General features: G+C 55.7%; 22 protein-coding genes. 4 read left to right on the top strand and 18 right to left on the bottom strand.

From position 1 onward, the window contains the following. Positions 1-368: 368 nt before the first annotated feature. Together C814_RS06865 and trxB are read right to left on the bottom strand one after the other, a co-directional pair. The gene (locus C814_RS06865; protein WP_016314900.1) at positions 369-1,124 is read right to left on the bottom strand and encodes a polysaccharide deacetylase family protein; all 756 of its coding nucleotides are present in this window, start codon (positions 1,122-1,124) and stop codon (positions 369-371) included. A gap of 40 nt (positions 1,125-1,164) precedes the next feature. After that, positions 1,165-2,094: a thioredoxin-disulfide reductase gene (trxB, locus tag C814_RS06860; protein ID WP_016314899.1), complete on the bottom strand. Its 930-nt coding sequence runs from the start codon at positions 2,092-2,094 to the stop codon at positions 1,165-1,167. 306 nt (positions 2,095-2,400) lie between these two features. Between trxB and C814_RS06855 the strand changes: the two genes are divergently transcribed. The 4 genes from C814_RS06855 to aroC are packed head-to-tail and all read left to right on the top strand — an operon-like array spanning position 2,401 to position 6,673. Next, a complete protein-coding gene (locus tag C814_RS06855; protein WP_016314898.1) occupies positions 2,401-3,258 on the top strand; it encodes a prephenate dehydrogenase in 858 nt (285 codons plus the stop codon). After that, a complete protein-coding gene (aroB, locus tag C814_RS06850) occupies positions 3,255-4,319 on the top strand; it encodes a 3-dehydroquinate synthase (RefSeq protein ID WP_016314897.1) in 1,065 nt (354 codons plus the stop codon). Before C814_RS06855 ends, aroB begins: the two co-directional genes overlap by 4 nt. After that, positions 4,312-5,571, top strand: a complete 1,260-nt coding sequence (gene aroA, locus C814_RS06845; protein ID WP_016314896.1) for a 3-phosphoshikimate 1-carboxyvinyltransferase — start codon at positions 4,312-4,314, stop codon at positions 5,569-5,571. Before aroB ends, aroA begins: the two co-directional genes overlap by 8 nt. A gap of 4 nt (positions 5,572-5,575) precedes the next feature. After that, on the top strand, positions 5,576-6,673 hold the full coding sequence (aroC, locus tag C814_RS06840) for a chorismate synthase (RefSeq protein WP_016314895.1): 1,098 nt from the start codon (positions 5,576-5,578) through the stop codon (positions 6,671-6,673). A gap of 104 nt (positions 6,674-6,777) precedes the next feature. Here aroC and C814_RS06835 read toward each other — a convergent pair whose 3' ends face one another. From C814_RS06835 to glgB, 16 genes are all read right to left on the bottom strand, one after another. Next, positions 6,778-7,233, bottom strand: a complete 456-nt coding sequence (locus C814_RS06835) for a hypothetical protein (RefSeq protein ID WP_016314894.1) — start codon at positions 7,231-7,233, stop codon at positions 6,778-6,780. 45 nt (positions 7,234-7,278) lie between these two features. Continuing rightward, positions 7,279-7,779 (bottom strand): pantetheine-phosphate adenylyltransferase, encoded by a 501-nt coding sequence (coaD, locus tag C814_RS06830; protein WP_016314893.1) that lies wholly within the window; start codon positions 7,777-7,779, stop codon positions 7,279-7,281. A gap of 2 nt (positions 7,780-7,781) precedes the next feature. Continuing rightward, the gene (gene rsmD / locus C814_RS06825) at positions 7,782-8,330 is read right to left on the bottom strand and encodes a 16S rRNA (guanine(966)-N(2))-methyltransferase RsmD (protein ID WP_016314892.1); all 549 of its coding nucleotides are present in this window, start codon (positions 8,328-8,330) and stop codon (positions 7,782-7,784) included. 131 nt (positions 8,331-8,461) lie between these two features. Further along, complete coding sequence (uvrC, locus tag C814_RS06820; protein WP_016314891.1) at positions 8,462-10,303, bottom strand: excinuclease ABC subunit UvrC; 1,842 nt, start codon at positions 10,301-10,303, stop codon at positions 8,462-8,464. A 91-nt stretch (positions 10,304-10,394) separates the two neighbouring features. Continuing rightward, complete coding sequence (locus C814_RS06815) at positions 10,395-10,658, bottom strand: HPr family phosphocarrier protein (RefSeq protein WP_016314890.1); 264 nt, start codon at positions 10,656-10,658, stop codon at positions 10,395-10,397. Between the two features lie 247 nt (positions 10,659-10,905). Then, positions 10,906-11,631: a DUF554 domain-containing protein gene (locus tag C814_RS06810; protein ID WP_016314889.1), complete on the bottom strand. Its 726-nt coding sequence runs from the start codon at positions 11,629-11,631 to the stop codon at positions 10,906-10,908. A gap of 1 nt (position 11,632) precedes the next feature. Continuing rightward, the gene (gene trmD, locus C814_RS06805) at positions 11,633-12,373 is read right to left on the bottom strand and encodes a tRNA (guanosine(37)-N1)-methyltransferase TrmD (RefSeq protein ID WP_037375368.1); all 741 of its coding nucleotides are present in this window, start codon (positions 12,371-12,373) and stop codon (positions 11,633-11,635) included. Beyond that, the gene (rimM, locus tag C814_RS06800) at positions 12,363-12,878 is read right to left on the bottom strand and encodes a ribosome maturation factor RimM (protein WP_016314887.1); all 516 of its coding nucleotides are present in this window, start codon (positions 12,876-12,878) and stop codon (positions 12,363-12,365) included. The genes trmD and rimM overlap by 11 nt, the downstream gene beginning before the upstream one ends. A gap of 310 nt (positions 12,879-13,188) precedes the next feature. Further along, positions 13,189-13,422 (bottom strand): KH domain-containing protein, encoded by a 234-nt coding sequence (locus C814_RS06795; protein WP_016314886.1) that lies wholly within the window; start codon positions 13,420-13,422, stop codon positions 13,189-13,191. 23 nt (positions 13,423-13,445) lie between these two features. Next, positions 13,446-13,688: a 30S ribosomal protein S16 gene (rpsP, locus tag C814_RS06790; protein WP_016314885.1), complete on the bottom strand. Its 243-nt coding sequence runs from the start codon at positions 13,686-13,688 to the stop codon at positions 13,446-13,448. 109 nt (positions 13,689-13,797) lie between these two features. Then, positions 13,798-15,174, bottom strand: a complete 1,377-nt coding sequence (gene ffh / locus C814_RS06785; RefSeq protein WP_016314884.1) for a signal recognition particle protein — start codon at positions 15,172-15,174, stop codon at positions 13,798-13,800. Between the two features lie 49 nt (positions 15,175-15,223). Further along, the gene (gene ylxM / locus C814_RS06780) at positions 15,224-15,586 is read right to left on the bottom strand and encodes a YlxM family DNA-binding protein (RefSeq protein WP_016314883.1); all 363 of its coding nucleotides are present in this window, start codon (positions 15,584-15,586) and stop codon (positions 15,224-15,226) included. A 264-nt stretch (positions 15,587-15,850) separates the two neighbouring features. Further along, on the bottom strand, positions 15,851-17,278 hold the full coding sequence (gene glgA, locus C814_RS06775; RefSeq protein WP_016314882.1) for a glycogen synthase GlgA: 1,428 nt from the start codon (positions 17,276-17,278) through the stop codon (positions 15,851-15,853). 80 nt (positions 17,279-17,358) lie between these two features. Continuing rightward, on the bottom strand, positions 17,359-18,492 hold the full coding sequence (gene glgD, locus C814_RS06770) for a glucose-1-phosphate adenylyltransferase subunit GlgD (RefSeq protein ID WP_016314881.1): 1,134 nt from the start codon (positions 18,490-18,492) through the stop codon (positions 17,359-17,361). A gap of 4 nt (positions 18,493-18,496) precedes the next feature. Continuing rightward, positions 18,497-19,711 (bottom strand): glucose-1-phosphate adenylyltransferase, encoded by a 1,215-nt coding sequence (locus tag C814_RS06765; protein ID WP_016314880.1) that lies wholly within the window; start codon positions 19,709-19,711, stop codon positions 18,497-18,499. Between the two features lie 41 nt (positions 19,712-19,752). Further along, on the bottom strand, positions 19,753-21,759 hold the full coding sequence (glgB, locus tag C814_RS06760; protein ID WP_016314879.1) for a 1,4-alpha-glucan branching protein GlgB: 2,007 nt from the start codon (positions 21,757-21,759) through the stop codon (positions 19,753-19,755). Between the last annotated feature and the right edge of the window lie 350 nt (positions 21,760-22,109).

Raw genomic sequence — 22,109 nt, 5'->3', positions numbered from 1 at the left:
GGGGTCACCGACCCCTCGCCCGTAAGGCAAACTGAGGGGGCGTCGCGCGAAGCGCGCTTCGGGCTGAAAGCCCGAGAAGACCCCCGAAGAAGGGCGCTTGCGCCCCGGAAGTTTGGTCTGGAACCCAAACTTCCGTTGCCTCACTGCCCTTGGAAACCGCAATTTTTTGAAAAAAATTGAGTAAAACTTTAGATGTTAAACAGGATCTTAAAAATCTATAAAGGACATACTGTCTGCGGGAAATGCCTGTACCGGAACATCTTCCATCAAGGGAACGATTTCTTTCTGCGAAAAACCTCGGCATAACAGGAAAACTTAAAATCACCGGCAATAGGGGGGCTTGCAAACCTTGAGCCCGCCGCAAGTTCTTATTCCGTTTTTCTCTGCCGTCCCGTATGGTCAAGCGCATAGGGCGGCTGATAGATCAGCTCTCCCACCGTCACAAACCGGTATCCCTCAGCGGTCAGGCGGTCGAGAATCTGCTCTAATGCCGCAGGAGTATTCGCCTTTCCCGCATGGAAAAGCATGATATCTCCGTTTTGCGCCCTTCCGCAGACCCGCTCGACCATCTCCCCGACCGGCGGGGTCTTCCAGTCTACACTGTCATTCGACCACTGAATCACCTCAAATCCCAGTTCCCGAGCGGTCGCGACGACCAGATCATTATAAGCTCCGGACGGTGGACGGAACAGTTGGATCTTCTGCCCGGATGCTGCCTCAAGTTTCTCCTGGGAGCGGGTAAGCTGCTGGACGATCTCCTCCCTGGAAAGCCGGGTCATATCGGGATGCGTGTCCGAATGACTGCCCAGCTCATGTCCTGCCTCCGCGATCTGCCCAACTGCTTCGGGATAGCGGTCACACCAATCCCCCACCACAAAAAAAGTGGCTTTTATCTTCCGCGCGTCAAGCAGTCCAAGCAGACGGTCGATGTCGCTGTCATCCCACGCACAGTTAATCCCAAGTGCAGCCGTTTTTTCGGAGGTCTCAACCGAATAGATGGGCAGTTCCCGCGGGCGTACGGAAGCCCCTATCGCCCTGCCTGCCGCCCCCGCTATGCCAAATCCCGCAAAAACCAACAGACCGAGCACAGCAATCGCTTTTTTCCATGAAAAAACGCCGTACATAAACTTTCACCTCAGTGCAGTTTATGCGGCGTTTTCCAGTCTATGCCTGCGCGGCGAGGTAGCCGCCTGCTTCAAATGCGGCGATTGCCCCATCTCCGGCGGCAGTCACGATCTGACGCAGGGTCTTTGTGCGGGTATCCCCCGCTGCGAATACGCCGTCCAGGTTGGTCCGGGTATCCTCCCCTGCAACAATATAGCCGGATGGGTCAAGGGTGAGCTGTCCGGCAAAAAGCTGGTTATCCGGTTCGAACCCAACCGCGACAAACACCCCCTGAACCGGGATTCCGGTTCGGCCGCCCGTCTTGACATTCTCTACCTCGATTTCTCCCACCATCGGCTTTCCTTCGGCCTGCCGGATTTCCACGGGAATCGTGTCATAATGGATCGTAATATTTTCCCGCTTTTGCAGGGCATCGGTCAGCACCCTACCCGCGCGGAATTCATCACGGCGGTGAATAATGTGCACCCGCTCGCAGAGGTTGGAAAGATAAAGCGCATCCTCGACTGCTGTGTTGCCGCCCCCCACAACAAGGGTATGTTTCCCCTTATAGAATCCACCGTCACAGGTCGCGCAATAGGATACCCCCCGCCCCGCAAGCTCCTCCTCACCAGGAATCCCCAGCTTGCGGCGTTTTGCACCGTTCGCGACGATCACTGCACGCGCACGAAAAGTCCTGCCCGACTGGGTTTCAACCGTCTTTTCCGCCTCATAAAGCCGAACAGCGGATACCCCGTCAAACTCGATTCTCGCACCCTGCTCAACCGCTTGGTTATACAGGCTGGTGCTCAGCTCCACCCCGCTGATCCTGCTGTATCCGGGATAATTTTCGATCTCGGGGGTATTTGCCATCTGCCCGCCGCAGACATACGCCTCGAGCACAACGGTTCGCCAGCCCGCCCGCTGCAGGTAGATCGCCGCTGTCAAACCTGCCGGCCCTGCGCCGATAATGATTGCATCATATTGTTCCACTGTTTGTTTCCTCCCGCTATCATCGAAGTAGTTGAAAAGAATCTTTCTGACCCTTTTTAGGCCTGCCAATATATCCGATGTGCCGGCAGGCTTTCGCCCATCCCCAAAAAACAAACGCTTTTTTTGGGGACTGTCTATCGGCCTTGTGTGGTTTCTATTGTATCCCAATCGCCCGGGATATGCAACCTTTTCCAAAAATATCTGCCATTCTTTCTATCAGTTGTTTAAATCGCTACTATCTTTTTTGAGTACAATTTGCTATACTGGAATCGAATCCTCTGAAGAGAATCAACTGGTGGTGAAATCATGGCATTTTCAGAACAACTGTCTCTGCGCGCGGTCGGGATCGTTGGCCTTGGATTGATCGGCGGTTCGATGGCGCGTGCTTTTCAAAAATATACAACCTTGCGGGTCTACGGCTGTGACACCAACCCACAGACCGCCATGCAGGCCGAGCGGGACGGCGCGGTCGATGCCGCAGGCGGTCCGGAACTGCTCTCCCGGTGCGGCCTGGTGCTGGTCGCACTTTATCCCCAGCAGACGGTCACCTTCGTCCGGGAACAGATCGAACGGTTTGCGCCGGGAAGCATCCTGGTCGACCTGTGCGGGGTCAAACGCTATCCGGTGGAAAACCTGACCTCTCTCTGTGCCGAGCATGGGGTCACCTTTATTGGCGGGCATCCAATGGCAGGGAAAGAAACCTGGGGATTTTCCGGCTCGGATGCCGATCTTTTCCAGCAGGCAAGCATGATCCTGACCCCGGACGACCACACCCCGCCGGACGCACTTGCGCTGGCTTCTGAGCTGTTCCGGCAGATCGGGTTCGGGCGGATCACCCTGACCACCCCCGAAGCGCATGACCGTATGATCGCGTTCACCTCCCAGCTGGCACATGTGGTCTCGAGCGCATATATCAAAAGCCCGCGTGCGCTCCAGCGCAGCGGCTTCTCAGCAGGCAGTTACAAAGACCTGACCCGGGTAGCCAAACTCAACCCGGAGATGTGGACCGAGCTGTTTCTGGAAAACGGGGACGACCTGGTGGAAGAGATCGACGAGATCGTCCTTCATCTGAATGAATACCGGGATGCGATCTCCCAAAAGGACGGAACCCGTCTTTACACCCTGCTGGACGATGGCAGACGGATCAAGGAGGCTTTACAATGAAAACCATACAGGTCAATACGGGCAGGCCGTACCGGATTCAGATTGGCAGCGGGCTGCTCGATCAGGCGCCTGCATTGATTGCGCAGGCCTACGGGGATCGGCGCCCCCGGCTCGCAGTCATCACCGATGATACGGTCGACCAATTCTATGGGGACCATCTGACCGCTCTGCTCGAAAGGGCAGGGTATCCGGTCTGTAAATTTGTATTTCCACATGGGGAGCAGTCCAAAAACCTGCAAACTGTCCACGCGGTATACGGATTCCTCTCGGAAAACGGGATCACCCGGACGGACGTCATGGTTGCGTTGGGCGGTGGGGTGGTTGGCGACCTCGCGGGCTTTGCTGCCGCAACCTGGCTGCGGAGCGTCGATTTTATCCAGATTCCCACCACCTTTCTTTCCATGATCGACTCGTCGGTCGGCGGCAAGACCGGCGTTGATATTCCACAGGGAAAAAACCTGGTCGGCGCGTTCTGGCAGCCGTCCCTGGTCATCTGCGACCCTTCAACCCTCGATACCCTCCCCGCTGTATATTTTTCCGACGGGATCGCCGAAGCGGTCAAATACGGCGCTATCCTCGATGACTCCCTTTTCCGGCTGTTCGAGGAGGGCAGGCTGCGCGAACAGCTCACCGAGGTAATCGCCCGGTGCATCGACCTGAAACGGCTGGTCGTTGAGCAGGACGAACGGGACACAGGGCTTCGCCAGCAGCTGAATTTCGGCCACACCTTCGGCCATGCGATCGAAAAACAGGCACAGTTCACGATCACCCACGGGCAAGGGGTTGCAATCGGGATGGTGCTGATCTCCCACGCCAGCGAACGCGCCGGCCTGACCCCATCCGGAACCGCCGACCGAATCCGCTCCTGCCTGTGGCAGTACGGGCTGCCAACCTCCACCGACTACCCGATCGGCCTGCTCTGTCAGAATGCAATGGGGGATAAAAAACGCTCCGGTTCGAAGATCAAGCTGGTCGTGCTCGAACGGATCGGCCAAGCCACCCTGCATCCGGTCGATACCGACCGCCTGCTCTCCTTTATGACGGAGGAATCCGATGCCTGATTATCTTCTGACCCCCGCCCGCCCGCATGGGGAACTGCACGCGCCTCCTTCCAAATCTGCGGCGCACCGGGCGCTGATCTGCGCCGCCCTTTCAGGGGAGCCCTGCCGGGTCTCCCCGGTGTCGAGATCGGCGGACATGGATGCGACCATGGGGGTGCTCGCCGCAATGGGCAGCCGGTTCACGCGGGAGCAGGCTGCGGTCGTCTTTTCAGGCGCAGGCTGGGCCGCTGCGCCTGCCCTGCTCAACTGCATCGAAAGCGGCTCCACCCTGCGGTTTCTGCTGCCCGTTGCCGCCGCGCTCGGCATCCCCGCAACCTTCACCGGGGAGGGCCGGCTCCCCGACCGCCCAATCGGGGTGCTCGCCGAGCAGATGAAACGACATGGCGTTTCGTTCTCTTCCGATCGGATGCCGTTTACCCTCTCAGGACGTCTGACCGGTGGTCAATACCTGCTGCCCGGAAATGTCAGCTCTCAGTTCATCTCGGGGCTGTTGTTTGCGCTCCCGCTCCTGCCCGAAGGCGGGGAAATCCTGCTCGATTCCCCGCTTCAGTCGGCCGGATATGTCGAAATGACGCTCGAGTCCCTGCGTGGCTCGGGCATCCGGGTGGAGGAACTCCAAAACGGCTGGCGGGTTCCTGGCGGACAGGCATACAGCAGCGGAGACCGAACGGTTGAGGCAGACTGGTCCAACGCAGCCTTCTGGCTCTGTGCGGGGGCAATCGGCGGAAAGATCCGCCTGACCGGGCTTTCCCCCCATTCTGTACAGGGGGACCGGGCGATTCTGGAAATCATCCGGCGGTTTGGCGGGCAGGTTTCGCAGGATGCGGATGGGGTATGCACCTGCGCCGCGCCGCTGCATGGCTGTAGGGTGGACGCAGGGCCGATCCCCGACCTGATCCCGGTGGTTGCGGTGATGGCAGCATTCGCCCATGGTGAAACCGAAATTTACAATGCCGCCCGCCTGCGGATCAAAGAGAGCGACCGGCTTGCAACGGTCAGCGCCCTGCTCCGCAGCCTCGGCGGGACGGTTGCTGAATACCCCGACCGCCTGGTCATCCAGGGCGGCGGGTTGCATAGCGGAACGGTCGATGGTGCAAACGACCATCGGATCGTGATGGCGGCTGCGGTCGCAGGGATGTTCTCCGACGGACCGGTAACAGTCACCGGTGTGGAGGCGGTAGGAAAGTCCTACCCAGACTTTTTTGCAGACTACCAAAAACTAGGCGGCTTTTACGCCCCGACAGGAGGTTAACAGCATGTCATCCAGATGGGGCAGACAGTTTCAGATTTCGATTTTCGGAGAGAGCCATGGGGCCGGGATCGGCGTCGTGATCGACGGCGTCCCCGCTGGGTTCACGCTCGATCTCGAAGAACTATACGCATTCCTGAAGCGGCGCGCACCCGGCAGGAACCGCGCCAGCACCCCGCGTCAGGAATCCGACCTGCCGGAACTTGTTTCGGGCGTGCAGGATGGACGGACAACCGGCGCACCGCTCACCGCATTGATCCGCAACAGTGACCAGCACTCGAAGGATTATTCCGAGCTGGCCAGCACCGCACGTCCCGGGCACGCCGACTATACCGGCTACCTGCGTTATGCAGGCTGCAATGATGTGCGGGGCGGTGGGCATTTCTCCGGGCGGCTGACCGCACCGCTCTGCTTTGCGGGCGGGGTCGCCAGACAGCTCCTTGCCGCACGCGGCGTTCTGGTGGGGGCACATGCCGCGCGTATCGCAGGGATTGACGACGCCCCATTCGACCCGGTTGGCTTGGATGCTACAACCCTGCTCGCCCCCGGGAAAGCGGAGATCCCTGTCCTAGACCCGGAATCAGGCAGGCGGATGCTCGATGCGATCGAACTGGCGCGGATGGAGCAGGACTCGGTGGGCGGCGTGGTCGAATGTGCGGTGCTCGGGATGCCTGCGGGCGTTGGCTCTCCGATGTTTGATGGGTTGGAAAACCGGATTGCCTCGATCGTATTTGGCATCCCGGCGGTCAAAGGGATCGAATTTGGAGCCGGATTTGATGCTGCCGAACTGCGCGGGAGCCAGAACAACGACCCGTTTCGTATCCGTGACGGGAGGGTTGTCTGCTCCACAAACCATGCGGGCGGCATCCTTGGGGGCATCTCGAACGGTATGCCCATCCTGTTCCGGGCCGCGTTCAAGCCCACCCCGTCGATCTCCCAGCCGCAGCAGACGGTCGATTTTGTCCGGCATACCGAGCGGGACCTGACCGTCCATGGACGGCATGATCCATGCGTTGTCCTGCGCGCGGTCCCGGTGGTGGAAGCCGCAGCCGCAATCGCAGCCGCCGACTGCCTGCTCGAGGCGGATGGTTACCGGCACTTCTGAGTGCCTGCCCTTACGGAAAAAAGTGCTCTTCCAGAGCGAACTGATCCTAAAAAAGCCCCCGGAACCGTTTCCAAGCGGTCCCGGGGGCCTCCTCTTTTCACCTATTATTTCCCTGTCGCATTGCGAAATGCCTGCCGGGTCGCCTTGATCTCGGTCAGGGACTTGACCAGCACTTCCTCGGTCTTGTAAAGGCAGTTGTCCGAAAACTCCTGCGCCGCCTGACGGATCTCACGCGATTTCATCTGCGCTTGGGTCAGGATTTCGGATGCTTTGGCCTGTGCCGCCTTGACGACCTGTTCCTGCGCCACCAGGCTGCGTGCACGATCCTCAGCCTTCCGGATGATCGATTCCGCTTCCTTTTTCGCGCCCGAGATAATGTCGGTACGGTCGGAGACAATCGCTTTCGCCTGCTTGATCTCAGACGGGATGTTCAGGCGGATATCGTCGATCAGGTCGCGCACCTTGTCCGCATCTACCACGCAGCGCCCCCCTGAAAGCGGAAGGCTCCAGGAACGGTCAAGAAGCTCATCTATAACGTCCAGAATTTCATCAATATTCATCTGAGGTTTCTCTCCTTTTTCGGAACTGTTTGCAACTCAAAACGGTTAGATGTCCGCATGGTACCGTCTGGCGATCCCCTGGGACACCGTCTCAAGGATGCAGTCGGGTACAAACGGGCTGATGTCCCCGCCAAAACGTGCAATCTGGCGCACCATACTCGAGGACAGATACATCATCTCACTGCTCGAGGTGAGAAAGACCGTTTCGGCGTCCGGCTCCATCTTGCGGTTGGTGAGCGCCATCTGGAATTCATAGTCGAAATCCGAGACCGCGCGCAGCCCTTTAATGATCGCAGCCGCCGAACGCCTCCTTACATAGTCTATCAGCAAACCACTGAACTTGTCAACTTCTATACCGGGAAGCCCGCCAAACACGGTACGGATCATCCCAACCCGCTCCTCCACCGAAAAGACCGGATGCTTGTCTGGATTCTCGCTGACCACGACGATGACCCGGTCAAACAGTTTGCGGGCCCGCAGGATAATCTCCTGATGCCCCTTGGTGATCGGGTCAAAACTGCCCGGACAGATTGCGATTCGCTCCATCCTTACTCGTCCTCCGCTGTCTTTTTGTAGGTGGTCACCTTGGCCTTGCCATAGCGGTAAACCTTATAGATCGAAAATTCCCCTGCCTGCTCGGGCAGCTCCTCGGTGCGCTCGGTCTCACAAACAATGATCCCGTTTTCGTTCATCCGTCCAGCGAGCTGCGGGAGCACTTCGTCGATCTTTTTCTGCCCATAGGGTGGATCGACCAGCGCGATGTCAAACCGATCGGTGCATCCTGCGAGATAAGCGGAAGCATCCATCGCGGCAACCCGGCTGTTCTGGGCGAGCCGGGTAGCATTCAGGTTGCGCCGGATGATCTCCTGTGCCTCACGGGAACTGTCCACGAACACCGCGAATCGTGCCCCCCGGGAAAGAGCCTCTACCCCGAGCTGCCCGCTGCCCGCAAACAGGTCGAGCACCATCGCCTGTTCGATCTCAAATTGCAGGATACTGAAGATCGCTTCCTTGGCCATATCCGAGGTTGGGCGGGTATCGGTGCCCGCGGGCGCTTCCAGACGCATCCCCCGCGCCGAACCGGTAATTACTCTCATAATTTTTTCTCCTGTTTTCTATTTCATCTGTTCGGGTCTTTTGGAACCTGTTTTATATCTTGGACCCTGCGCTTGTTTAACCGCCGCAGCGACACATTGTGACTCTATTATCCGCAATTTATGCGGATTTGTCAATCTTCCTCATGCAGAAACTGGTACAACCGCTCCGCTGCCGGGTGGGACATCCCCTTGACCTGCGCCAGCTCATCGACCGAAGCCGCCCGGATCGCCTTGACCGTTTTGAACTGTTTGTAGATTTCCGCAGCGCGCTTATCGCCGATCCCTTCGCATTGGGTGAGCGAGAGGGCGAATGCGCTCTTCTGGTGTTTCGACCGGGAATACTGGATCGAAAACCGGTGCACCTCCTCCTGAATCGAGGAAACGAGGGTAAATGCACTGCGGTGGGAGGCGATTGCAATTTCACCGCCGCTTTCAGCGATCGCGCGGGTGCGGTGCTTATCATCCTTGACCATACCGAACACCGGCACCGAGATCCCCATCCCTGCCAGCATGGGTACAATCGTCCCCACATGCCCCTTGCCGCCGTCGAGCAGAATCAGGTCGGGCAGCCGGTCAAATGCCTCGTCCTGTTTGTCCGGGTCGAGATACCGCTCAAACCGGCGGCGGAGCACCTCGCTCATGCTTGCATAGTCGTCGGTGCCTGCCACCGTCTTGATGCTGAATTTGCGGTAGCATTTGCGCAGCGGACGCCCGTTTTCAAAGACAACCATCCCCGCAACCACCGTATCCGAACCGATGTTGGAAATATCATAGGACTCGATATACCCGGGCGGTTTTTCCAGCCCGAGCAGACGCGCCAACTCATCGAGTGCGGCGACCTCCCGCCCGGTCCGCTGGCCGCGCTGGGAGAGTTTTTCCGCTGCGTTCTTTTTGGCCATTTCCATCAGTTTGAGCTGTTCCCCGCGCTGTGGGATGCGGATTTCGACCTTATGGCCCGCCTGCTCGCTCAATAGCTGGGCCACAATCTCCACATCCTCCACCGGCCCGTCGAGCTGGATCTTCCGGGGGAGGTCCTGACGGTTGGAGGTGGTATAATACCGCAGCAGGAATTCCTGCCGGGCTTCGTCCAGATCGTCTACCGCGCCGAGCAGGAAATCCTGCTTGTCCACCAGGCGCTCGGTGCGGAATTTCAGCACCACTGCACAGGTTTCGGTATCAGTCCGCTGCAGGGCAATCACATCCTGGTTCGCAACGCTCGTAAAGACCACCTTCTGTGACTCGCTGATCTTCCCGATCGCCCGGATACGGTCCCGAAGCTGCGCCGCCTTCTCAAACTGCATATTTTCGGCGTATTCATTCATCTGGCGGGTCATCAACTCGACACTCTGCGAGCTGCCGCCTTTGATATACTCGAGCGCCTGCGCCAGAATTTCATGATACTCTTCGAGCGAGATCCTGCCCTGGCAGACCCCCATGCACCGTTTGATATGGAAGTTCAGGCAGGGGCGCCCCTTCCCGAACTCCTGCGGGAACCGTTTTGAGCAGGTGGGCAGCAGGAACACCCGGTTTGCCTCGTCGATCGTCTCCTTGACCACATAGGCCGAGAGGTACGGCCCGATATATTCCGCACCATCCTCCTCCCGCTGGAAGGTCTGACGGATCCGGCTATATTCTTTCGGGAAAATTTTGATATAGGAATAGCCCTTGTCATCCTTGAGCAGGATGTTATATTTGGGGGTATGCAGCTTAATCATGCTGCATTCGAGCACCAGCGCTTCGAATTCGCTGTCGGTCACAATATAATCGAAGTCAAACACCTGCGAGACCATCCGGTATACCTTTGGCAGATGCTTTTCCACCGAGCGGAAATAACTGCTCACCCGGTTTTTGAGCGCTTTTGCTTTGCCGATATAGATGATATCGCCCGCCTTGTTCTTCATGATGTAGACTCCCGGCAGCAGCGGCAGCCCATGTGCTTTGTCCGAAAGGTACGGAAGCCTTGGGTTGTCCATCCGATCCCCCTTTTCCAACTTTCCCGATGGTTTACAAAAAATGCACCGTCCTACACAGGAACGGTGCAATTTTCAGGCATCAAAACCAAACTTACTCTGCGAAGCCCGACTCTACGAGCTTGACCAGCCCATCTACTGCAAGCTGCTCGTCCGAGCCGTCCGCGATGATCCGGATGGTAGTGCCGCCCACGATTCCGAGCGAAAGCACACCGAGCAGGCTCTTGGCATTGACACGGCGCTCCTCCTTCTCAACCCAGATCGAGGATTTGTACTCATTCGCTTTCTGAATGAAGAAGGTTGCAGGGCGTGCGTGAAGGCCAACCTGGTTCTGGACAGAAACTTCTTTTACAAACATAGCAATACTCTCCCTGTTCTAAAAAATGTAAATGTACTGGTTTGCCTGCGACTTATTTTTATTATAAGCGGAAGTTCCCCGAGCGTCAATCGAATTCGGGTTCGATTACAAATTTTTCGGGATTTTTCTGCTTGTTCCCCAATTCCTTTCAGATTCTAAAGCAAGATAATTGTGCAAGTTTACCACAAAGTTTTCAACAATTGTGACAAGATACCCTGTCGAAACGTTGTATTTCGTCGAATCGCAATTAAATAACAATCAGTCCCGCACAGGAGTGAAGCAGCTGCCAGGCCACCGGAACGGCCAGAGCGGGGAGCAAATTTGCGGTGCGGATGGTGGTAAACTCGAGAAAATTGATCCCGATACAGAGGACAATCGCATAGCCAACCATGCAGATTCCGCCAAGCAGTGCGTCCGAAACGAACGGGGACAGAACCCCCGCAAACAGGGTAATCCCACCCTGATAAAGCGCGACTGGCAGCGCGGAAAAGAGCACACCAAATCCGAGTGTCGAAGCAAGGATGATCGAGCAGACGAAATCGAGCGCACTTTTAATGTAGAGGATGCTGCTGTCCCCGGTGAGGCCATCGTTCAGCGCACCGATAATCGCCATTGCGCCGATGCAGTAGATCAGGGAACCGTTGATAAAGCCCTTGGCAAATCCCTCTTTTCCAAACCGTTCTTCGATCCGTTTGCCCATCCGGGTGAGTTTGTCGTCGATCTCCCACAGCTCACCCGACACACCGCCAATCACCAGGCTGGCGATCAACAGGAGAGAGCCGTCCGACGAGAGGGAGCCGTCTGCCCCGACCGTAACCATCGAAGTCACCACCCCGTTGAAGCCGATGATAAGCACCGAAAGCCCCAACAGCTTCATTGCAGCGCCCTCGACCCGCTCGGGCAGGCCGCGGCGGATCAACAGCCCGATCAGGCTACCGGCTACCACCGCGATTGCGTTCACCAATGTCCCCATCTCATGGCTCCTCCTTCCAGCCGAGTGTCCGCAGATACCACCGGTCTTTCTCGGTGAGCGGAGCGGTTTTCAGCATCTCCGGACGTTTTTCCCAGGTATTTTTGAGAGACATCTCCCTCCTCCAGCGGGCGATCGCCGCATGGTTGCCATTGGTGATGATCTCAGGAACAGCTATGCCATGCCAGACCGCGGGTTTGGTGTACTGCGGGTATTCGAGCAGACCGTTAAAATGGCTCTCCTCGGTGAAGCAGCTCTCATCCGCCAGAACCCCGGGACAGAGACGGCTCACACAGTCGATCAGCACGAGTGCGCCCAGTTCACCGCCGGTCAGCACATAGTCGCCGATCGAGATTTCCTCGTCCACGATCTCGTCAAGCACCCGCTGGTCCACCCCTTCGTAGTGCCCGCACATAATATAGAGATGTTCGAGTTTGGACAGCTCAAGCGCACGCTGCTGGGTCAGCGTGCGGCCCTGCGGGGACATATAGATGACATGCGGCCTGCCTCCGCGCGCTTCACATGCCGCCTCCCAGGTGCGGAACATGGGGTCTGCCTGCATCAGCATCCCCTTGCCGGGGCCATAGGGGGTATCGTCCACATTGTTGTGCTTGTCCACCGTATAATCCCGGATCTGCCAGCAGCGGATGTCCAGATAGCCCGCCCTGCGTGCGCGCCCGACAATGCTTGTCCCCAGCACTGTCTCGCACATCTCGGGGAAGAGCGTTGCAAGGTCAATCTTCATCATCAAACAATCCCTCCAACGGCCGGATGGTCACAATCCCCACATCCAGATCACGGGAGAGCACCACATCCGGGATCGCAGGGACAAGCCGCTCAACCCCCGCCGCATCTTTCAGATAATAGACATCGTTCGCCCCGGTCGGGCGTACATCGTAAATTTTCCCGTAGTCCCGCCCGGTATCCGCGTCGAGTACTGTACAGCCGATCAGGTCCTGCACAAAATACTCCCCTTCCTTCATTGGAACATCCGCCCGGTCGAGATAGAGCACCTTTCCACGCAGCGTGACCGCCTCTTCCACCGTCTCGGTCCCTTTGAATTTGAACACTACCACATTTTTCTGTACACGGGAGCGCTCGATCTCAAGAGAGGACCTGCCGCCATCGAGATAGAGGGTATCGAACCCCAGCAGAAAATCCGGGGAATCGCACCAGGGCTGCACCCGGACTTCGCCTTTGATCCCCTGCGTTGTGACAATTTTACCACATTCCAGAAACTGCTTACGCAATCTACCGCCTCCTCTCCGGCCCTTTCAGAGCCTGTTTGATCTATAAAATAGTTACCCATTTTCCACTTCCGCCACAGCGATATGCACAGCCCAACCGGCGTGAAGCGGCAGCTTTTAAATTGAGGGAAACAACCACAGTTTCAAAGGAAATGCCTTCGGCGCAGAGACTGCGCAAAATACGCTATCCTGTGAAACACCTTTTGGGGAGGAATGGCCGCCCAACATGCGGCAAAAAGGGGCTTTTTGCGAGCGAAAAAGCCCCCTAAAAAACAGGGCATGAAAAAAGAGGAGCAGTCTGCTCCCCCTCTTTTCAGTCGATTTCGACGGCAACCTTCGTCTCGGTTTTGTTGGCTGCCGCTCTGACAACGGTGCGGATCGCCTTGGCAATCCTGCCCTGTTTGCCGATGACACGGCCCATATCGTCGGGAGCAACGTGAAGATGGTAAACCACCATTCCTTCGTCATCCGGCGGATCAACAGTAACGTTGACCGCGTCTTTGTTCTCGACCAGTCCGCGTGCAATAGTAACGATCAGCTTATCCAAAACGACTTACCTCCACCCGCAGATTAGAGCACGCCTTCAATTTTCAGCAGCGCCTTTACGGTATCGGTCGGCTGGGCGCCATTGGAAAGCCACTTTTTCGCCTTCTCGGCATCAATCTTGATAACCGACGGGTCCTTAGTCGGATCATAATACCCAACTTCCTCAATGAATCTGCCGTCTCTGGGATAACGGGAATCCGCTACAACGATCCGATAGAACGGAGCCTTTTTTGCACCCATTCTTCTGAGTCTGATTTTAACAGCCATGTATGTCACCTCCTAATGATTTTGTTTCGTCTAATCAGGTCCTGCTTGAAAGCCAGAAAGCACTCAAACAGCCCTGCTTCAGTCAACCGGTCAACCGGATGAAAGTGAATTAAAAGGGCATTCCACCCGGCGGCATCCCCATTCCGCCCATCCCCGCGAAGGGATTCCGACGGCGCTTACCGCCTTTTTTGGAGCCGCCCGCAACGCTCCGGAACAGCTTCTGCATCTGGTCATTCTGCTTGAGCACCCGGTTTACGTCTGAAACTTCGGTCCCGCTGCCTGCCGCAATCCGGCGCTTGCGGGAAGGATTGATCAGAGCCGGCTTTTCCCGTTCTGCCGGGGTCATCGAAAGGATAATCGCTTCCACCTTTTTCAGTTCGCGTTCGCCCTGTTCGGCATCCTCATCCTTCAGCTTCCCGGCGACCCCCGGGATCATATTCATCACACTCGAAAGCGGCCCCATCTTTTTGAGCTGCTGCATCTGCTCGAGCATGTCGTTGAAATCAAACGTGTTGGCCTTCATTTTTTGGGCCATCTCGAGTGCCTTTTTCTGGTCGAAGTCGCTCTGCGCCTTTTCGATCAGGGTCAGCACATCGCCCATCCCCAAAATACGGGAGGCCATGCGGTCGGGATAGAATGGTTCCAGCTCATCGAGCTTTTCGCCAGTACCCACAAACTTGATCGGCCTGCCCGTGACCGCACGCACCGAAAGTGCTGCACCGCCGCGGGTATCACCGTCCAGCTTGGTGAGGATCACCCCGTCGATCCCCAGTGTTTCATTGAATTTTTCCGCCACATTGACTGCATCCTGGCCAACCATCGAATCGATTACCAGCAGGATTTCATGCGGCTGAACGGTGGATTTGATCGTCTGCAGCTCGCCCATCAGCGTCTCGTCGATATGCAGCCGCCCGGCGGTATCGAGGATCACCAGGTCGTTCCCGTGGTCCTTGGCGTGCAGCACTGCCCGCCGCGCAATCTCAACCGGGTCATCCTGCCCCATTTCAAACACCGGGACGCCTGCCTGCTCACCGACCACTTTCAGCTGGTCAATCGCCGCCGGACGATAGACGTCGCACGCAACAAGCAACGGGCGTTTGCCCTGTCCCTTGAAATGGAGTGCGAGTTTTGCCGAATGGGTTGTCTTACCGGAACCCTGCAATCCACACATCATTACAATCGTCGGGGGCTTGCTTTGGAAGTTCAAACGGGCATTGCTTTCCCCCATCAGGGTAGTCAGCTCGTCATTGACGATCTTAATGACCATCTGTGCCGGGGTGAGGCTCTCAAGCACCTCGTCGCCGACCGCCTTGGCAGTCACATTTGCGACAAACTCTTTGGTTACCTTGTAGTTGACGTCCGCTTCGAGCAGCGCAAGCCGCACTTCCCGCATTGCTTCCTTGATGTCGCTCTCCTTCAGTTTCCCTTTGTTCCGCATCCGCTTGAATACGGCGGAAAGTTTGTCAGAAAGCCCTTCAAACGCCACAAAGCCTGCCCCTTTCCTGTTTGAGATTCGATTGATCCATCAGCCTGTTCTACTCGTTGATACTGTTCGCGATCCGGACGATCTCCGCGCTCCGCTCACTGATCTCTTTTGAGATCCCATAGCGGCTGCTGTAGTCGCCAATCTGTTTCGCGTTGCGTATGATCTGATCCAGCCCATCCTGTATCTGGCGAAACTTCCGCGCCAGCCCGAGCCGTTCCTCCAGATCAAGCAGCACACTCTCTGCACGCTTGATCGAATCGCGTACCCCCTGCCGCGTGATGCCGCTGTGTGCGGCGATCTCCGAGAGGGAGAGGTCCTCGTTGTAGTAAAGCTCGACTACGTCCCGCTGTTTTTCGGTCAGCATATCTCCATAAAAGTCGAGCAGCAGGGAAATTTCCAGATTTTTCGCCACAGCGTTCCCCTCCAAAGATGTAAAGCCATCCGCTTTACATGTTCCCTCTTGTGGTATTATACAGGAAGCATTTCCCGATGTCAAGGCTTTTTTCTTTACAAAACCAAAAAGCGTCCATCAGAGGCGAGGCTTTTCTCTTGATCCTCCTCTTTCGATAGAAACACAGCGTTTGTCTGCCGCTGCCCTTCGGGCCAGAGCCGGATTTCCAAAGAAATGTCCCGGCAAGCCTGCCGGGACATTCCGAACCGATTACCAGATACCGGATTATTGGCCGAGTACCTTCTTATACATATTGATATACTCCACAGCCGAACGGCCCCAAGTAAAATCGCTCTGCATCGCCTGATGGACTGCCTTTTTCCACTCATCGCGGTTATAATACAGCCCGCCAGCACGATCGATCGCTCCGAGCATATCGTGGGCATTATAGGTCTTGAAGGTGAAACCATTGCCGCCCTCCGGACTGCCCATATCGATGATCGAATCTTTCAGCCCACCGGTTTCACGAACGATCGGCAAAGTGCCGTAACGCAGGGAAACCATCTGAGCAAGGCCGCATGGCTCGCTCTTGGAGGGCATCAGGAATACATCCGAACCCGCATAGATTTTGCGCGCGAGATCGGGGATGAACCCAATCTTAACCGCCATCTTGCCCGGATATTTGGCCTGCATTTCCTGGAAGAAACTCTCAAAGATATAGTCGCCCGAACCGAGCGCGACCACCTGAAGCTGACGTCTCATCAGCTCTTCAAAGATGTACTGGATCAGGTCAATCCCCTTGTGCGCCACAAACCGGGTTACAATACCGATCAGCATGATGCCTTCATCCTGTTGGAGCCCCATGCTCTTCTGAAGCTCAACCTTGTTGATCTGTTTTTTCTCGATGGTATCCAGTCCATAATTCTCGTAGAGTGCCGGGTCGCTCTCAGGGTTATAGCTGACCGTGTCGATCCCGTTCAGGATGCCGACCAGTTTTCCCTGATGGTTGCGGAGCAGACGGTCCAGACCATGTGAGAACCACGGATCGGTGATCTCATTGGCATAGGTCGGGCTGACGGTCGAAACATAGTTGCTGACCTCGATCGCCGCTTTCATCATGTTCAGGCATCCATCATACATCATGGTCGGTGCGGCATAGTAAGGCAGGCCGAGCACATCGGTTGCGATCTCCATGCCATATTTGCCCTGATACTGGATGTTGTGAATCGTAAAGACCGTTCTGATCTTCTGATATTTTTCGATCTCGCGGTAGAACAGGTTCAGATAAACCGGCACCATCGCAGTCTGCCAGTCGTTGCAGTGGAGGATGTCTGGATCATAGTCAACATACTGAATCATCTCGCAAACCGCTTTGGAGAAAAACGCAAACCGCTCTGCATCATCATAGAAACCGTAGATGCCTCCGTCGCGTTTAAAATAATACTCATTATCCAATAGGTAATATTTCACACCATTGCTGCTCGCTTCAAAGACACCACAATACTGATTGCGCCAGCCAAGCGGCACATAAAAACTGCACAGAAACTTCATATCCTCGCGAAGCTCCTGTTTGATCGCGCTGTAGAGCGGGATCACCACCCGGCATCCCTGCTGGTTTTCACGGATTGCGCGGGGCAGAGAACCCGCAACATCGGCAAGGCCGCCAGTTGCGATAAACGGGGTTGCTTCGGAAGCTACATATAAAATTTTCATGGTATTCCTTCCTCCCTAACGATTTGCGGATGCAAGGCAGGGGCGGTCATCGTCTACCGCCCCCGCTGCCATTTTCAAGATCAGATTGCACTGCCTTTGGAGATATAAGTCGGGTAGGTCTCATACCCAATCAGCGTGCGGGAATCCTTAATCAGCACGTCTTTATCGGTAATGACATACTCCAGATGCGCATTGTCTCCAATATAGGTATTCTGCATGATAATGCAGTTTTTCAGCACAGCGCCCTTACCGATCTTAACGCCGCGGAAGATCACACAGTTTTCGACCTCTCCATTAATGATGCAGCCATCTGCGATCAGCGAATTGCCAACCTTGGCCGAGAGGCCGTATTTGACCGGCACCTGATCGCGTACCTTGGTGAATACCGGTTTATCTGCCGGGAACAGCTCCGCGCGCACTGCCGGGTCAAGCAGCTCCATGTGCGCCGCAAAATAGCTCTTCATCCCACAGATCTTGTGCGTATAGCCGGTAAACTCATACGCGCGGATGTCGAGCACCCCAATCGAAGGCTGGATCGCGTGGCGGACGAGCGAATAACTGTCGTGGCTCTTGCCCTCGGAAATCAGCCGCTCAAGGAGCGTTTTCTCGGCAATCATCACGTTCATGTAGACGTTCTGCTCTCCCTTGACCTCGGGATTGACCATCGCATCGGTAAGTTTCTTGGTCTCAGGATCAAAAGTCAGGGTCGTGGTATCGGCGCGTGCTTCGTCGCGCACCTCGGTGCGTTTGCACATCATTGTAATCTGTGCGCCCGAACGGATATGCTCGTTGATAAAGTCGCGCAGGTCCATATTGGCGATCACATCACAGTCACAGAGCAGAACATATTTCGCCTTATTGTGGCGGATATAATCCAGACCGCCCTGAAGCGCTTCCAGGCGTCCGCGGTAGATGCCATGTGCGCCGTCGTTGTTGGCGAACGGGGGCAGGATGGTCAGGCCACCGCGCTTACGGGCGAGGTCCCATGCCCGGCCTGCGCCGACATGGTCCATCAGGGACTGATAGTTCTGCTTGGTGATGATGCCGATATCGGTGATATCCGAATTAACCATCCCCGAAAGCACAAAGTCGATCAGGCGGTAACGGCCGCCGTAAGGCACCGAGCCGGTGGTACGGTGCTCGGTCAGCTCGCCGAGCACGCTGTCATGCATATTGGAAAATACGATTCCTAAAACTTTATTCTGCCGCGTCATAACCTTAGCGCACCCCCTCAACATCTTTATCGACCATCGCCTTGGGCGGGACAACCGCGCCTGCGCCAACGGCCACGCCGTTGCCGACAACGGTTACGCCCCAGTCGTCGCGGTTGGAGGCGTCCTCCGGGCGCATACCGACCACTGCATTTTCGCCGATGACACAGTTCTCCGCGACAATCGCGTATTCAACCACTGCACCCTTTTTGATCACTGTGCCGGGCATGACGATCGAATCGTGCACGACTGCGCCTTCCTCTACCGTAACACCTGCAAACAGGATTGAGAAATCAATGTCGCCGCTGATGTGGCAGCCCTCGGTAATCATCGAGTTTTCCACCTTTGCGCCGGACGCGACAAAGTGGGGAGGCATGACCGGGTTGCGGGAGTAGATTTTCCAGCTGTCGTCATAAAGGTCGAGCGGGACATTTGGGTCGAGCAGGTCCATATTGGCTTCCCACAGGCTGTCGATCGTCCCGACATCCTTCCAGTAGCCTTCAAACGGATATGCTACCATCTTCTGCCCATCCGCCAGCATGGCCGGCAGGATGTTTTTACCAAAATCCTTGGACGAGTTCGGGTTGCTCTCGTCGTCAATTAGATATTTGCGCATCTTCTTCCAGGAGAAGATATAAATACCCATTGAGGCGAGGTTGCTCTTGGGCTTGGGCGGCTTCTCCTCAAACTCGTAGATGGTGCCGTCCGGATATGTATTCATGATGCCAAACCGGGACGCCTCCTCCAGCGGAACCTGAAGGACCGCGATGGTGCAGTCCGCTTCCTTTTCCTTGTGGAAATCAAGCATCTTTTCGTAGTCCATCTTGTAGATATGGTCACCCGACAGGATCAGGACATATTCCGGATCATACCGCTCGATAAAGTTGATATTCTGATAGATCGCATTTGCGGTGCCGGTGTACCAGTCGGAGCCGGAGCTTTTCTGGTAGGGCGGCAGGACAAACACGCCGCCGTTGCTGCGGTCGAGATCCCACGGCTGGCCGTTGCCGATATACTCATTCAGGACCAGCGGCTGATACTGGGTCAGCACGCCCACAGTGTCGATCCCCGAGTTGACGCAGTTGGACAGCGGAAAATCAATGATCCGATATTTTCCGCCGAACGGAACTGCCGGTTTTGCAAGGTTTTGGGTCAGCGTATAAAGCCGGCTGCCCTGACCGCCTGCCAACAGCATGGCAATCCATTCCTTTTTGCAAAACATGGTTGATTTACCCCCTCTATTATCATACAGTCAGAAACTGCTTATTTGGACGCTTTGGATTTGACAGCCCGCGCCTTCGAGGCCGGCTTGGATTTGGCTGCGGTTTTTCTGGTTGTCTTTGCCGCAGGCTTGACCGCCTGTTTGACCTTGCGGGGCCGCCCTTTCAGATAGATGGTTGCAAGCGGCGGAACGGTCAGGCTGATCGAGTGGTCAAAACCGTGTTCCGCTACATTTTTTACCCGGATCGCGCCTTTGTTGACCACACCGCTGCCGCCGAACCGGATATCGTCGGTATTGAAAATCTCGTCATAGGAGGTCGCATCCGGCACACCGATCCGATAGTTTTCGCGGGTGACCGGCGCGAAGTTGCAGAGCACCACAATGTCGTTGCCCTCTTCGTCGATCCGGCGGAATGCGATGATATTCTGGGTGTTGTCGTCATGGGAAATCCAATTAAAGCCATCCCATGAATCCTCCACCTGCCAGAACGCCGGTGTGTTCAGATAGAACTGGTTCAGCTCCTTGACAAACGACTGCATCTGACGATGCGCATCATAGCCGAGCAGCATCCAGTCGAGCTGCTGTTTATAATTCCACTCGATGAACTGTGCAAATTCACAGCCCATAAAGAGCAGTTTTTTCCCTGGATGGGACATCATATACGCAAGGAACGCGCGGACCCCCGAGAATTTCGTCTCATACTCGCCGGGCATCTTGTTGATGAGCGAGCACTTCCCATGGACGACCTCATCGTGTGAGATCGGCAGGATGAAGTTTTCGCTGAACGCATAAAACAGGCTGAAGGTCAGCTTATCGTGGTTGTAGCTGCGGAAATACGGGTCAAGCGAATTGTAGGAAAGCATGTCGTTCATCCAGCCCATATTCCATTTGAAGTTGAAGCCCAGGCCACCGACCGATGCCGGTTTGGTGACCAGCGGCCACGCGGTGGATTCCTCAGCGATCATCAGCGCACCCGGATGCTCGGTCAGCACCGCGGTATTGAGCTTCTGGAAAAACGCGACCGCTTCAAGGTTTTCCCGCCCGCCGTTGACATTGGGCATCCACTCCCAGTCCTCGCGGCCATAGTCGAGGTAGAGCATGGAAGCGACCGCATCGACGCGCAGACCATCCACATGGTATTTCTCGATCCAGAACATGGCGTTCGAGACGAGGAAACATTCGACCTCGTTGCGCCCAAAATCAAAGATGCGGGTTCCCCAATGTGCGTGCTCACGCTTGTGCACATCCTGATATTCATACAGGGGTTGTCCATCGAACTCGTACAGCCCATGGGCGTCCTTCGGGAAGTGCGCCGGGACCCAGTCCATGATAACACCGATCCCTGCCTTGTGCAGGGTATCCACCAGATGCATGAAATCATGCGGCGTCCCATAACGGGAGGTAGGCGCATAATAACCGGTCACCTGATATCCCCAGGAACCATCAAACGGATATTCCATCAGCGGCAGGAACTCCACATAGTTGTAGCCCATCTCTTTGAGATAGCTCACCAGTTCATCCGCAACCTGACGGTAACTGTAGGGGTTTCCATCCTCATGCCTGCGCCAGGAACCCATGTGCAGTTCATAGATGTTGACCGGGCTGCGATAAGGGTTATAGTCTTTGCGTTTGTCATACCAGTCCTTATCCTTCCACTCATATCCCTCGATGTCATAGAGCTTGGAGGCATTATCAGGAGCGGTTTCGGCATGGAATGCATAAGGGTCGGACTTCATCAGAGTGCGCCCGTCCCGGGTTTTGATGCAGTATTTATAAATGTCATACTGGGCAAGGTCGGGGATCATCAGCTCCCAGACGCCGCTCTTTTCCAGCAGTTCCATTGGATTTGCATCGGGATCCCAACCGTTGAAATTTCCAACGACCGACACCTCTGCGGCGTTCGGCGCCCATACGCGAAAAACATAACCCTGTACTTTCCCTTTTTTACAGGGATGCGCACCAAGAAATTCATAGGATTTATAGTTGGTACCCTGATGAAAAAGATACAATGGTAAGTTGTCCTGCGTTTTTGACGTTGACTTTGCCATTGTCTTCACCTCCCTCGTATGTATTTTAGCATTTTCTGGTGCAGTTTTCAATAGGTTCTTGTGAAATTTCCTATAAAAAAATCGGATTGCCAGATTTCATTTTGTGCGTTATGCATACAAACTTTACACATTCCTATGCTATTCGCCCATACCAAAAGAAAATCACTCATTCAACCCCATGAATCCACAGCATAACACACCTGCCTCCTCCTATTTTGTCGGAAGATGCAGCCACGCCCCAATACAAAAACAGAGAGCAGGCTGTCCTTTCGAACGGCCTGTTCTCTGCCTGTCTGTTTGCAATGCCATACCGCGTTTTTGTCCTGTCACCACAGGCCCAAAAACGGAGC

Origin of the sequence: Anaerotruncus sp. G3(2012) (assembly GCF_000403395.2) — a bacterium.
Taxonomy (GTDB): Bacteria; Bacillota; Clostridia; order Oscillospirales; family Ruminococcaceae; genus Anaerotruncus.
Note: the sequence above shows the minus strand (reverse complement) of the source record. Positions and strands in the feature narration are given on the sequence as shown.

Excerpts from the sequence above, each read along its gene's own strand:
- trmD (WP_037375368.1), bottom strand. The coding sequence starts at position 12,373 with ATGAAGATTGACCTTGCAACGCTCTTCCCCGAGATGTGCGAGACAGTG.
- rsmD (WP_016314892.1), bottom strand. The coding sequence starts at position 8,330 with ATGAGAGTAATTACCGGTTCGGCGCGGGGGATGCGTCTGGAAGCGCCC.
- glgD (WP_016314881.1), bottom strand. The coding sequence starts at position 18,492 with ATGACGCGGCAGAATAAAGTTTTAGGAATCGTATTTTCCAATATGCAT.
- C814_RS06835 (WP_016314894.1), bottom strand. The coding sequence starts at position 7,233 with ATGAATATTGATGAAATTCTGGACGTTATAGATGAGCTTCTTGACCGT.
- aroB (WP_016314897.1), top strand. The coding sequence starts at position 3,255 with ATGAAAACCATACAGGTCAATACGGGCAGGCCGTACCGGATTCAGATT.
- C814_RS06815 (WP_016314890.1), bottom strand. The coding sequence starts at position 10,658 with ATGTTTGTAAAAGAAGTTTCTGTCCAGAACCAGGTTGGCCTTCACGCA.
- aroC (WP_016314895.1), top strand. The coding sequence starts at position 5,576 with ATGTCATCCAGATGGGGCAGACAGTTTCAGATTTCGATTTTCGGAGAG.
- C814_RS06855 (WP_016314898.1), top strand. The coding sequence starts at position 2,401 with ATGGCATTTTCAGAACAACTGTCTCTGCGCGCGGTCGGGATCGTTGGC.
- C814_RS06810 (WP_016314889.1), bottom strand. The coding sequence starts at position 11,631 with ATGGGGACATTGGTGAACGCAATCGCGGTGGTAGCCGGTAGCCTGATC.
- C814_RS06765 (WP_016314880.1), bottom strand. The coding sequence starts at position 19,711 with ATGTTTTGCAAAAAGGAATGGATTGCCATGCTGTTGGCAGGCGGTCAG.
- rpsP (WP_016314885.1), bottom strand. The coding sequence starts at position 13,688 with ATGGCTGTTAAAATCAGACTCAGAAGAATGGGTGCAAAAAAGGCTCCG.
- C814_RS06865 (WP_016314900.1), bottom strand. The coding sequence starts at position 1,124 with ATGTACGGCGTTTTTTCATGGAAAAAAGCGATTGCTGTGCTCGGTCTG.
- uvrC (WP_016314891.1), bottom strand. The coding sequence starts at position 10,303 with ATGGACAACCCAAGGCTTCCGTACCTTTCGGACAAAGCACATGGGCTG.
- glgB (WP_016314879.1), bottom strand. The coding sequence starts at position 21,759 with ATGGCAAAGTCAACGTCAAAAACGCAGGACAACTTACCATTGTATCTT.
- aroA (WP_016314896.1), top strand. The coding sequence starts at position 4,312 with ATGCCTGATTATCTTCTGACCCCCGCCCGCCCGCATGGGGAACTGCAC.
- glgA (WP_016314882.1), bottom strand. The coding sequence starts at position 17,278 with ATGAAAATTTTATATGTAGCTTCCGAAGCAACCCCGTTTATCGCAACT.
- coaD (WP_016314893.1), bottom strand. The coding sequence starts at position 7,779 with ATGGAGCGAATCGCAATCTGTCCGGGCAGTTTTGACCCGATCACCAAG.